Annotated in this window: 7 protein-coding genes and 1 tRNA gene; all 8 read right to left on the reverse strand. The window is 73.2% G+C overall.

Annotated features, from left to right (window positions below; translation table 11 throughout):
- Positions 1-338: 338 nt before the first annotated feature.
- The gene (locus tag AB0E62_RS15535; RefSeq protein ID WP_344347113.1) at positions 339-584 is read right to left on the reverse strand and encodes a hypothetical protein; all 246 of its coding nucleotides are present in this window, start codon (positions 582-584) and stop codon (positions 339-341) included.
- A gap of 219 nt (positions 585-803) precedes the next feature.
- Positions 804-1,685 (reverse strand): YceI family protein, encoded by an 882-nt coding sequence (locus AB0E62_RS15540; RefSeq protein ID WP_362192745.1) that lies wholly within the window; start codon positions 1,683-1,685, stop codon positions 804-806.
- A gap of 187 nt (positions 1,686-1,872) precedes the next feature.
- Complete coding sequence (locus tag AB0E62_RS15545) at positions 1,873-4,110, reverse strand: ComEC/Rec2 family competence protein (protein WP_362192842.1); 2,238 nt, start codon at positions 4,108-4,110, stop codon at positions 1,873-1,875.
- Between the two features lie 491 nt (positions 4,111-4,601).
- Positions 4,602-5,798, reverse strand: coding sequence for a ComEA family DNA-binding protein (locus tag AB0E62_RS15550; RefSeq protein ID WP_362192748.1), 1,197 nt, complete (start codon positions 5,796-5,798; stop codon positions 4,602-4,604).
- Positions 5,799-5,968: 170 nt separating this feature from the next.
- On the reverse strand, positions 5,969-6,814 hold the full coding sequence (locus tag AB0E62_RS15555; protein WP_362192751.1) for a DegV family protein: 846 nt from the start codon (positions 6,812-6,814) through the stop codon (positions 5,969-5,971).
- A gap of 72 nt (positions 6,815-6,886) precedes the next feature.
- Positions 6,887-7,627 carry a hypothetical protein gene (locus AB0E62_RS15560; protein WP_362192754.1) on the reverse strand — a complete coding sequence of 247 codons (741 nt, stop codon included), beginning with the start codon at positions 7,625-7,627 and terminating at the stop codon, positions 6,887-6,889.
- 160 nt (positions 7,628-7,787) lie between these two features.
- Positions 7,788-10,667, reverse strand: a complete 2,880-nt coding sequence (gene leuS / locus AB0E62_RS15565) for a leucine--tRNA ligase (protein WP_362192757.1) — start codon at positions 10,665-10,667, stop codon at positions 7,788-7,790.
- A gap of 1,220 nt (positions 10,668-11,887) precedes the next feature.
- Positions 11,888-11,960 (reverse strand) — tRNA-Ala (locus AB0E62_RS15570).
- Positions 11,961-12,017 lie beyond the last annotated feature (57 nt).

Raw genomic sequence — 12,017 nt, forward strand, 5'->3', positions numbered from 1 at the left:
ACCGTGGCTCGGGGGCACGAGGGCCGGGGGCACGGTGGCCCGAGATCACGGGGCTGGGGCCCGAGGCCACGGGGCTGGGGCCGGAGGCCACGGGGCTGGGGCCGGAGGCCACGGGGCTGGGGGCCCAAGGTCACGGCGCCGCGACGGCCCGAGGCCACAGGGCTGAGGGCCCAAGGTCACGGCGCCGCGACGGCCCGAGGCCACAGGGCTGAGGGCCCAAGGTCACGGCGCCGCGACGGCCCGAGGCCACGGGGCTGGGGGCCCAAGGTCACGGCGCCGCGGTGACCCGAGGTCACAGGGCTGAGGGGATCGTGGCTCAGGGGCAGGGCGACGCCGGGTCACGGTTCCTCGCGCCAGCCGTCCCACTCCCCCGCGAACGCGTCCAGCTCGGCGGGGTCGAGCCGCTCGCGCTCGTCCCGCAGGACCACCAGCCACTGGGCGTCCTCGGCATCGTCCTCACCGGCCAGCGCGTCGCGGACGAGCCGGGGCTCCTCGTCGATCCCGAACCGCTCCCCGAGCGCCTCGGCCGCCTCCTCGGCGGCATCGCGGTCGGGCAGCACCAGCACGTGTCTCACATCGCTCACGGACCCATTCTCCGGCACCTGGCGGAGGCCTTGACCTGCCCGGATCGGGCGCACCCCGGCCGAGGGGCCTGGTCTCTGGCAGCGGTGTCCGGGGGCCGGTGGAGGTGCCGGGTACGGGGCGGCGGCATCCGGAAGCCAGGGGAGGTGCTCGGTACGGGCGCCGGGAACTCCGCCTCCCCGGGCCACCCGGTCGGCTTCACGGCCGTGTCCTCCGCGCGGTCAGTTCTTCGGCAGGATCTGCACGTCGAGGTCGACGCGGATGCTCGGTCCGACCGCCGCGATGCCCCGGGCCAGCATCGACTGCCAGCTGACCGTGAAGTCGTCCCGGTGCAGTTCGGTGGTGGCTCGGCAGGCCGCCCGGGTCTCGCCCTCCATGCCGTTGCCGAGCCCGAGGTACTCGGTGTCGAGCGTCACCGTGCGGGTCACGCCGTGCAGTGACAGCGCCCCGGTGACCGCCCAGCGGCTGCCGCCCTTGTGCACGAACCGGTCGCTGTAGAACTCCAGCCTCGGGAACCGCTGCACGTCCAGGAAGTCCGCCGACCGGAGGTGGTCGTCGCGCATCCGGATCCCCGTGTCGATGGAGGACGCGTCGATCACCACGTGCATCGCCGACTGTTCCATCTGCTCGGCGATCCGCACCACTCCGGCGAAGGAGTTGAACCGCCCGTGGATCCGGGCCAGTCCGATGTGCCGTGCGGTGAAGCCGATCGAGGAGTGCGCGGGATCTATGTCCCAGTCGCCCGGCGCCGGCGGTTCCGGCGGCTGGGCCACCTGAAGCGTCACATCGCCCAGCGAGGCGAGGGAGTTCTCGCCGACCAGCGCGGTCGCCCGGTACGGAGCGTAGCCCTCGGCCGCCACCGCGAGCCGGTACTCCCCCGCCGGCACCATGGCCAGGAACAGGCCGTAGGGGTCCGTGCCCCCGGTCACCACCCGGCGGCCCATGGCGTCACTGACCGTCAACTCCGCGCCCGGGACCGGCTCGTTAACCGGGTCGACCACCCGGCAGCTGAGCACTCCGGCGTGCGGTGGTGTCCGGACCCCCGCCAGGGGATTCGACCGTTGCACGCGGTGCCTCCGGTTACCCAACAATCGGCCGAACATCCACGACACCCCTGTACCCCTCGACATGATCCATTGCCGAAGGTTCATTCGATCACTGATGCGGCTTTCGAGGCAACACGGGCCCACATCACGGGAATCCCCTGCTTGTGCCGGGACTGATCCGAATTAGTCGCTCAGGTCAGGATTTCACACGGCCCCCACACGCCTCGTCACGCGGGCGGCGGGCTCAGCGCTCGCTCGTCACCCGCATCTCCCCGTCCCTCCCGCCGGTGCCGGTCAGCGCGAGCGTCCCGTCCCGGTCGGTGCGCAGGACCGTCGCCCCACCGGTCCGCAGCGCGCTCACGGTCGACGGTGCCGGATGGCCGTAGGAGTTGCCGGCTCCGGCGGAGACCAGTGCCACCCGGGGTGCGGCGAGGCGCAGCAAACGGGGGTCCTGGTAGGCCGAACCGTGGTGAGCCACCTTCAGGGCGTCCACCCCGGCCAGCTCGGCCGCCGCCGGGGACCGCAGCAGGGCCTGCTGGGCCGGGGGTTCGAGGTCCCCGAGCAGCAGGAGTCGCAGCCCGCCCGTGCGTACCAGCAGTGCCACGCTGGCGTCGTTCGGGCCCTCGGGCTCGAAGAGGGCGGCCGGACCGGCGGTGGGGACTCGTGCCGCCGAGCGTGTCCGTGGCCCCGAGCCCTGGGGCGGGGGCCACAGGACCCGCCAGGTGAGCGGTCCGACGCGCCGTTCCTCCCCCGCGGCGGCCGTCACGACCGGGATGTGCCGCTCGGCCGCCTCCCTCCTGACGAACTCCGCCTGGTCGGCGGGTTCGGCGAGCCCGGTGGTCTCGATCGCCGCGACCGAGCGGCCCCGTAGGACGCCGGTCAGGCCGGCCACATGGTCGGCGTGGAAGTGGGTCAGGATCACGAGGGGGACGCGGGTGATGCCCAGCCGCCGCAGACAGTCGTCGACCAGCGCGGGATCCGGTCCGGCGTCCACGACCACCCCGGTCCCCTCGCCCGCCGCCAGCACCGTCGCGTCGCCCTGCCCGACATCGCACATCGTGAATCTCCAGCCGGGCGGAGGCCAGCCCGTGATCACACGGGTCAGCGGCGCCGGCCGGGTCACGACCAGCACGAGCAGCATCCCGAGCAGGCCGCACCACACGGGGTGCCGCAGCAGTCTCCGGCCGGCCGACACCACGGCCACGGTGATCACCGCGAGCGCCAGTGCTCCGGGCCAGCTCCCCGGCCAGTCCACGCCCGCGCCGGGCAGCGCCGCCCCGGTCCGGGCGACTTGGGCGATCCACCCGGCGGGCCAACTCGCGCACCAGCTCAGTGCCTTGGCAACCGGCATCGCCGCCGGCGCGGTAGCGAGTGCCGCGAACCCCAGCACGGTGGCCGGTGCGACCGCCGCCTCGGCCAGCAGATTGCACGGTACGGCCACCAGGCTCACCCGGGCCGACAGCACCGCCACGACCGGCGCGCAGACGGCCTGGGCCGCGGCGGCCGCCGCCAGCGCCTCGGCGAGCCTCGGGGGCACCCGGCGCCGCCGCAACGCCTCGCTCCAGCCCGGCGCCAGCACCAGCAGCGCGCCGGTGGCCAGCACCGACAGCAGGAAGCCGTAACTGCGGGCCAGCCACGGGTCGTAGAGCACCAGCAGCAGAACGGCCGTGGCCAGCGCCGGGATCAGCGATCTGCGGCGCCCGGTGGCCAGCGCGAGCAGGGCGACGGCGCCGCAGGCCGCGGCGCGCAGGACGCTGGGGTCGGGTCGGCAGACGACCACGAAGCCCAGCGTCAGCGCTCCCGCGAGCAGGGCCGTGGCCCGCAGTGGGAGGCCCAGGCGTGGGGCCAGACCGCGACGCTCGGCCCGTTGGGCCAGGCCCGGCGGACCGATGAGCAGCGCGAGCAGGACGGTGAGGTTGCTGCCGGAGACGGCGAGGGTGTGCGCGAGGTCCGTCTCGTCGAAGGCACGGTCGAGTTCGGGTGTGATCCGCGAGGTGTCCCCGACGACCAGTCCGGGAAGCAGCGCCCGCGCGTCGCCCGGCAGGCCATCGGTTGCCCCTCGCAGGCCCGCCCGGAGCCGGCCCGCGAGCCGTTGCGGCCCGCTCGGCCCCGCCACGATCCGGGGTACCGGCCGACCGCGCACCCGTAATACGGCCGCTGTGCGGTCGCCGCCCGCGAGCGCGGGGGCCAGCCGCCCGCCGACCCGGAGCCGGGTGGACGGCAGCAGCCGGAGCCAGCCGGCTCGCCCGCCCGGCCGGTGCCGTTCGGCTCCGGACGACGGCCCGGGGCTTCGGTTTCTCCCGGCGCTCTCTTCCGGTGCGGGGACATCCGCGTCGACGATCAGCAGCACGGGCGTCCGGGTCCGCGTCCGCCGTCCGTCGGCCGCCTCCACGCTGCGTACCTCGGCCCGCGCCAGCACCGCCACCGGCGCCATGCGCTCGCCGCTCACGCGCGGCGTGCTCAGCCAGGGATCGCCGCTCATCTCGACCTCGGCGGTGACGGTCGCGAACCGCCGGGCCAGCTCGGGCACCGGCCCGCGCCGCACATCGGCACCGTGCAGTCCGGCGGAGACGGCCGCCGCGGCGGAACAGAGCAGCACGGCGGCGACGGAGGCCCGCGCCCAGCGGAACCGGTCCCGGACCCGCCCGGTCGTCCCGGCCCGTCCGGGGCTTCCGGTGTCTGCGATCCACCCAGGCTGCCATGACCATCTCGCCCGCCCTGCCCGATCTGTCCTCCCGGCCCGCTCGGCCGTTCGCGATCGGCGCGCGGACAGCAGCAGGACTCCGCCGAGCAGGCAGACGACGGCGGTCGTGGCGGTCCAGGCCGCCGGTGTGTCCAGGGTCAGGGCCGCCGTGCCCCAGGCCGCGAGCGCGGGCGGCACCAGGCGCAGGTCCAGGGGGCCTGCCCGGCTGGCCCCCGGGGCTCCGCTCGCCTCGTGCCCGGTGCCCGGGCCGGCCGTGTCGGGCGCCCGGTTCACGGCCGTACCAGGTCACGCAGATCGGTGAACCGGCTGTCGCCGATGCCGTTGACCTCGCGCAGTTCGTCGACCGAGCGGAAACCGCCGTGCTGGGTGCGGTAGGCGATGATGTGCTGGGCCAGTACCGGGCCGACTCCGGGCAGGGTGTCGAGCTGGTCCGCGGTGGCGGTGTTGAGCGAGACCGGCGCGGCCGGACCCGGGCCGGCGGCACCGGACAGCTGCCCCGCTGCCGGGCCGGCCGGAGCGGCAGCTCCTGCGGGGGCGCCGACGACGACCTGCTCACCGTCCACCAGGAAACGGGCCCGGTTGAGGCCCTCCGTACGCACGCCCGGCCGGACTCCGCCCGCGGCTCGCAGCGCGTCGGCCACCCGGGCGCCGGGCGGCAACCGCAGGATTCCCGGTTTACGGACCTTTCCACTGACGTCCACGACGATCTCCGCCCCGGGTGTCGCCGAGGCGGCCCCGGCCACCGCGGGCGCCGTCTCCTCGCCCTTCTTCGGGAAGGGCGCCTGTGCGCGGACGACTTGCGGGGCACTCACGGACTGGGTCCGGCCCGACCAGAAGTGCTGCGCGGCGAAGACGGCCGCGACCGCGAGCACCAGCGTCAGTGCCACGACCGCTCGCCGCTCCACCCCGTACCGCGCCTGGAGCCACACCGGCATCCGCTCCCGCAGCGCCAGTGCGGCGCGTTCCGGCCAGCCCGGAGCCGCAGGTGTCTCCGCCTCCCCCGTCCCCCGCGACACCGGTGGCTGTGCGCCACCAGCCTGTTCGGTCCCCGGCACAACGGCAGGGAACGGGGGCGGTGGGGCGGGTTCGGCCGATGAGCACACCGGGTCCGTGACCGGCTCCGGCGCGGCCGTGGTGGTTGTCCTCATCGTCGTCGGTGCCGACCGCACCACCCGCGGCACACGCCCCAACGATCCCGGCTCAGGTACGGAACCGTCCCGGTCAGGCGGCGCGTTGCCGGACTCCCGCCACTGGACGGCTCGCTCGCCGAAGAGGAGTTCCGCTCGGCGGCGCAGTTCCTCCGCCGGCGCGGGCGGACGGCCGCGGGTGCGGCGATGTTCCGTGGTGCGGGGCCCGGCGGTCCGGTGTGCGGTGGCGCGGCGGTGCCGGACGCGGCCGTCGGAAGCCGGGCCACGGCCGGGGCCGCTGGTCGGGGTCGCGATGCGTGAGCGGGATCGAAGTGCCATGCGACGAGGATGGAGCATTCCGCCCCACCGGGGTGATCTTGGTCGAAACCCGTGGATGACCGCCCGGTTGTGGAAAACTCTGCCACCCACACGAGTGAAACCGACGGGCCCGCGAGCCCCCACGCCCCGAACCGTCCGCCAACGCCCCCGTCCCCGTCCCCGTGCCCGGCTCAGCGAGGCGAGACGACCGCCCCCAGCAGCCCGGGCCCGGTGTGTGCCCCGATCACCGCGCCGACCTCGCTGACGTGGAGGTCTGCCAGGCCCGGGACGCGCGCCCGGAGCCGGTCGGCGAGGGCGGCGGCACGGTCGGCGGCGGCGAGATGGTGGACGGCGATGTCGACCTCCGCGTTGCCCGCCCGTTCCGCGGTGAGTTCCTCCAGACGCGCGATCGCCCTGGATGCCGTACGCACCTTCTCGAGCAGCTCGATACGGCCGTCGTCCAGCTGGAGCAGCGGCTTGACGGCGAGCGCGGAGCCCAGCAGCTTCTGGGCGGCGCCGATGCGGCCACCGCGGCGCAGATAGTCGAGCGTGTCGACGTAGAAGACGGCGGAGGTGCCGGCGGCCCGCTTCTCGGCGGCCGTGACGGCCTCGTCCACCGTGCCGCCCGCCTCGGCGGCCTGGGCCGCGGTGAGCGCGCAGAAGCCGAGCGCCATCGCGACCATTCCGGTGTCCACCACCCGCACGGGCACCGTTGCCTCGCGCGCAGCGAGGACCGCCGCGTCGTAGGTCCCGGACAGTTCGGCGGACAGGTGCAGGGAGACGATGCCCTCGGCGCCGGCCTCGGCAAGTCTGCGGTAGGTCTCGGCGAACACCTGGGGGCCGGGGCGGGAGGTGGTCACGGAGCGCCGCTTCTGCAGCGCCTGGGCGAGGGAGCGGGTGGAGATCTCGGTGCCCTCTTCGAGCGCCTGGTCGCCGAGGACCACGGTCAGCGGGACCGTGGTGATGCCGTGACGCTCCATCGCCCGCGGCGGCAGATAGGCCGTTGAATCGGTGACGATCGCGACATGGCGGGACATGAGCTGGAGGTTACCTGGCGTAGCGCTCGCTCGGCAGCCCGGCCCCTGTCGTGTGCCCCGGGAGCGGCACCCTCATGTGGTGCTCTCGGGACGGGGTTTCTTCTGCCATGGGACGGTGGGACGCCACGAGGGCGCGGCGATCGCGTCGGGGGCGGGCGGCGCGGTGGCACGGGCCTCGGCCGCCCCGGCCCGGGCCTGTCGGGTGGCCGGACCGTCGGCGGAGGCCGCGGGCGCGTCGGACCAGTCCGGATACGCCTGGCCGGGCTCGGTTCTCGTCCAGTGGCGCAGCGCGTCCGCCTCGATGTCGATCTGGGCACTGAGGTGGTCCAGGTCGTCGTCGGAGAAGCGGCGGGCCCGGTCGCGGACGGCCCAGCGCAGGGAGTCCGCGGACTGGGTGATGCGCTCGGTGCGCGCGCGGAGGTCGGGCAGGCGTGCGGCGAGCGTGGCCCGGTCCGGCTCGGTCTCCAGGCGCTTGAGGTCGGCGTCCAGTTCGTGCCCGTGGACGCTGAGCCGTTCGAAGAGGCCGAGGGATTCCTTCAGCGACTCGTCCTCGGCCACGCCCGCGTGGAGGGCGTCCTGGGTGGCGCGCATGGAGGTGCGCAGCGTGAGCCGCAGCCGGGCGATCTCGCCGGCCGGCCCTGGCTGGGCGACGGACTTGGCGCGCAGGGTGTGGTCCTCGACCGTGCGACGGGCCTGCGCGATGGTCCGGTCCACGCCGCGCTTGGTGGCGCGGACGGCTCTGACCGTGGCGTAGGCGCCCAGGCCGACGAAGATCAGGAAGAGCAGGGCGAACACGGTGAGCACTACGTCCATGGCGCTCCTTCTCCGGTCGGTGCGGTACGGGCCACTGCGCTTCTCCACGGTAAACGCAGCGGGCAGGCCCGGAGTTCCGTTTGAACCCCGAACCTGCCCGTAGAGGACTACCCCGAGCCGGCCCGAACGCCCGTTCTCACGCCCCGGTGAGCACCGGCGTTCAGGCGGGAACGATGTTGACCAGCTTCGGCGCCCGCACGATCACCTTGCGGATGTCCGCGCCGCCCAGTGCCGCGATCACCTTCTCGTCGGCCAGCGCGACCTTCTCCAGTTCCTCCTCGGAGATGGCGGGCGGCACCTCCAGCCGGGCCTTGACCTTGCCCTTGACCTGCACGACGCAGGTCACGGTCTCGTCGACGACGTAGGCCGGGTCGGCGACGGGGAAGTCCCGGTGGACGACGGAGTCGGTGTGGCCCAGCTTGCGCCACAGCTCCTCGGCGATGTGCGGGGCCAGCGGGGCGACCATCAGCACCAGCGGCTCGGCCACGGACCGCGGCACCGCGCCACCGGTCTTGGTCAGGTGGTTGTTCAGTTCGGTGACCTTGGCGATGGCGGTGTTGAAGCGCAGGCCCTCCAGGTCCTGGCGCACGCCGTCGATGGCCTTGTGCAGGGCGCGCAGGGTCTCCTCGTCGGGCTCGGCATCGGTGACGGTGACCTCGCCGGTGGTCTCGTCGACGATGTTGCGCCACAGCCGCTGCAGCAGCCGGAACTGGCCGACCACCGCACGAGTGTCCCACGGGCGGGAGACGTCCAGCGGGCCCATGGCCATCTCGTACAGGCGCAGCGTGTCGGCACCGTACTCGGCGGCGATCTCGTCCGGGGTCACCGCGTTCTTCAGGGACTTGCCCATCTTGCCCAGCAGGCGGGTGACCTTCTCGCCCTGGTAGTAGTACGCGCCGTCGCGCTCCTCGACCTCGGCGGCCGGCACCGCGATGCCCCGGCTGTCGCGGTAGACGTAGGCCTGGATCATGCCCTGGTTGAACAGCTTGTGGAACGGCTCCGCGGAGGAGACGTGCCCCAGGTCGTACAGGACCTTGGACCAGAAGCGGGCGTACAGCAGGTGCAGTACGGCGTGCTCGGCGCCGCCGACGTACAGGTCGACACCGCCGTGCGGCAGGCCCTCGCGGGGGCCCATCCAGTACCGCTCGATCTCCGGGTCGACCAGCTTGCGGTCGTTGTGCGGGTCCAGGTACCGGAACTCGTACCAGCAGGAGCCGGCCCAGTTGGGCATGGTGTTGGTCTCGCGGCGGTACTTCTTGGGGCCGTCGCCCAGGTCGAGGGTGACGTTGACCCATTCCTCGTTGCGCGACAGCGGGGTCTCGGGCTGGGTGTCGGAGTCGTCCGGGTCGAAGGTGCGCGGGCTGTAGTCCTCGACCTCGGGCAGCTCCAGCGGCAGCATCGACTCGGGCAGCGCGTGGGCGACGCCGTCCTCGTCGTACACGATCGGGAAGGGCTCGCCCCAGTAGCGCTGGCGGCTGAACAGCCAGTCGCGCAGCCGGAAGTTGACGGTGCCCTCGCCGATGCCCCTGCTCGCCAGCCACTCGGTGATGCGCGCCTTGGCGTCGGCCACGCCCAGGCCGTTCAGCTTCAGGTCGTCGCTGTCGGAGTTGACGATCGTCGCGTCGTAGGAGACGAAGGCGTCGTCCCAATCGGACGGGTCGGTGCCGCGGCCGTCGGTCGGCTCGACCACGCAGCGGATGGGCAGCTCGAAGGCGCGCGCGAAGGCGAAGTCGCGGCTGTCGTGGCCCGGGACGGCCATGATCGCGCCGGTGCCGTAGCCCATCAGGACGTAGTCGGCGATGAAGACCGGGATCCGCTCGCCGCTGACCGGGTTGGTCGCGAACGCGCCGGTGAAGACGCCGGTCTTGTCCTTGGCCTCGGCCTGCCGCTCGACGTCGGACTTCGAGGCGGCCTGCGCGCGGTAGGCGGCGACGGCCTCGGCCGGGGTGGCGTGGCCGCCGGTCCAGACCTCGTGCGTGCCCTCGGGCCACGCCTCGGGGGTGAACTTCTCCACCAGCGGGTGCTCGGGAGCCAGCACCATGTAGGTCGCGCCGAACAGGGTGTCCGGGCGGGTCGTGAAGACCGTGATGCGCTCGCCGTCGATCGGGAAGTCGATGCGGGCGCCCTCGCTGCGGCCGATCCAGTTGCGCTGCTGGAGCTTGATGGCCTCGGGCCAGTCCAGCTCCTCCAGGTCTTCCAGCAGCCGGTCGGCGTAGGCGGTGATGCGCATGTTCCACTGGCGCAGCTTGGCCTTGAAGACGGGGTAGTTGCCGCGCTCGGACCGGCCGTCGGCGGTGACCTCCTCGTTGGCCAGTACGGTGCCCAGGCCGGGACACCAGTTGACGGGCGCCTCGGAGGCGTAGGCCAGGCGGTACTCGCCCAGGATGTCGGCGCGTTCGCGGGCGCTCAGTTCGCTCCACGCGCGCGTGGTGCCCGGAACGGCGCGTTCACCGGACTCGAACTGGGCGATCAGCTCGGAGATCGGGCGGGCCTTGCGCGCCTCGTCGTCGTACCAGGAGTTGAAGATCTGCAGGAAGATCCACTGGGTCCACTTGTAGTACTCCGGGTCGATCGTGGCGAACGACCGGCGCTTGTCGTGGCCCAGACCCAGCCGGCGCAGCTGGGCCTTCATGTTCTCGATGTTGGCCTCGGTGGACACGCGCGGGTGCGTACCGGTCTGCACGGCGTACTGCTCGGCGGGCAGGCCGAAGGCGTCGAAGCCGAGGGTGTGCAGGACGTTGTGGCCGGTCATGCGCTGGAACCGGGCGTAGACGTCGGTGGCGATGTAGCCCAGCGGGTGACCGACGTGCAGGCCGGCGCCCGAGGGGTACGGGAACATGTCCATGATGAACTTCTTGGGCCTGGCGGCCAGCTGCGGATCGCCCGCCAGCTCGCCCGTGGGGTTCGGCGCCGCGTAGGTGCCGTCGGCGTCCCAGAAGTCCTGCCAGCGTGCCTCGATCTCGGCTGCCATGGCGGCCGTGTAGCGGTGCGGCGCGGCCTCCGCCGACGCGGCGGTGGCAGCGGGGTTCGTCTCGCTCATGATCCTCAAAGCTCCATCGATCGTCTCTGCCTGCGGAAATGAAAAAACCCCTCGCACAGGAGGGGACGCCGCGCCGATGCCGACCTCACGGCTGGACCGGGGTCGGTACTGATCAGCGCGGCCCGCTAAGCAGAAGGCGTACGGCACGCATGGCGCTAGGGTACCGCAGCGCTCGAGCAAGCCGCGACGCGCTTCCGTGCCCCTGAGGGCGATGTCCACGAAGCCTGCCGGCACCGAACAAAGGTCGGCGATTACTTCGCGTACCTCCCCTATGGGGCGCCACTCCGACCAGATTCTCCGTTGATAACAACGTAATACCTCGAACCCCGTACTGATCGGTATGGCCCCACTTGGAGGGCGGCAGCGGGCGCTTTCCCGAAACCGCCCGGAGTCGCCCCCATGAACCCTCGCCTTGGGACCGGCTCGCTCCACCAACCGGGTCGCTCGGCCCATGGCCCGGCGTCCGCCGTCATCCTGCTGGCCCCCGTGTCCGTGCTGGTCAGAGGCGTTCGGTTCCGTGCCCCTCGTCCCACTGAGCCGCTCGGCGATCCATCACCACGAAGATCGCGCCCGGCCCCGTGGAGGTGACCGCCGCGTCGTTCCGTTCTCGCTCGACGTCTTTGGGACCGCCGGCCTGATCGGCCGGGCTCGCCCGCGGGCCTGCTGACGGTCTTCGCGGGGGTCACGGGCGCCCGGCACGGCGCCTTCGCCGGCCCGGTCCCGGTCGCCGCGCGCCGACGGCCACTGCACAGCCTTTACGGCCTGTCCCTGCTCGGCGCGATGGGCGCCCACGCGCAGCGTGCCGTGCCGCGCCCGGTCGAGCGCAGGATCTCCGACCGGCCGACAGCCCTGTTCGGCCGTTCCGGGCGGTCCGGGCCCGACGAGCCGGAGGCGAGCCAGTGCCGGACGGCCGAGCCGGTCCCGCCCGGCCGCCGGGAGCCGCCGCCGGCACCCGCCCCTGGCCCCGCGCGGACGCCTTCACGGCCGCTCCTTACGGCCGCCTCACCGACGGCCGGAGATCGGCGCGTGCCACCGGAAGATCCACTCGGCTGGGCGCCGTGCCGGCCACGGCTGCGCGCGGGGCCGCTGGACGACACGGGGGCGGGCCCTCCGGGCCGGTGGGCCGCTCCTCCGCTCCTCGGCCTCTCCGTTCCGCCGCGCCATGTGCCGCAACACGCCGAAGGCGGACCATCCTCGGGATGATCCGCCTTCGACTTCTGTGGAGCTAAGGAGAATTGAACTCCTGACCTCCTGCATGCCATGCAGGCGCTCTACCAACTGAGCTATAGCCCCTTGTTCTGTTGTTTCGCCCGGTTCCCCCGGCGACGACGTAAACATTACAGGCGTGTG

It is taken from the genome of Streptomyces sp. NPDC038707, from assembly GCF_040636485.1.
Classification (GTDB): domain Bacteria; phylum Actinomycetota; class Actinomycetes; order Streptomycetales; family Streptomycetaceae; genus Streptomyces.

What these genes read in the sequence shown, in the direction of transcription:
- AB0E62_RS15540 (WP_362192745.1), bottom strand. Translation starts at nt 1,685, where the DNA reads ATGTTCGGCCGATTGTTGGGTAACCGGAGGCACCGCGTGCAACGGTCG.
- AB0E62_RS15560 (WP_362192754.1), bottom strand. Translation starts at nt 7,627, where the DNA reads ATGGACGTAGTGCTCACCGTGTTCGCCCTGCTCTTCCTGATCTTCGTC.
- AB0E62_RS15545 (WP_362192842.1), bottom strand. Translation starts at nt 4,110, where the DNA reads ATGAGCGGCGATCCCTGGCTGAGCACGCCGCGCGTGAGCGGCGAGCGC.
- AB0E62_RS15550 (WP_362192748.1), bottom strand. Translation starts at nt 5,798, where the DNA reads ATGGCACTTCGATCCCGCTCACGCATCGCGACCCCGACCAGCGGCCCC.
- AB0E62_RS15555 (WP_362192751.1), bottom strand. Translation starts at nt 6,814, where the DNA reads ATGTCCCGCCATGTCGCGATCGTCACCGATTCAACGGCCTATCTGCCG.
- leuS (WP_362192757.1), bottom strand. Translation starts at nt 10,667, where the DNA reads ATGAGCGAGACGAACCCCGCTGCCACCGCCGCGTCGGCGGAGGCCGCG.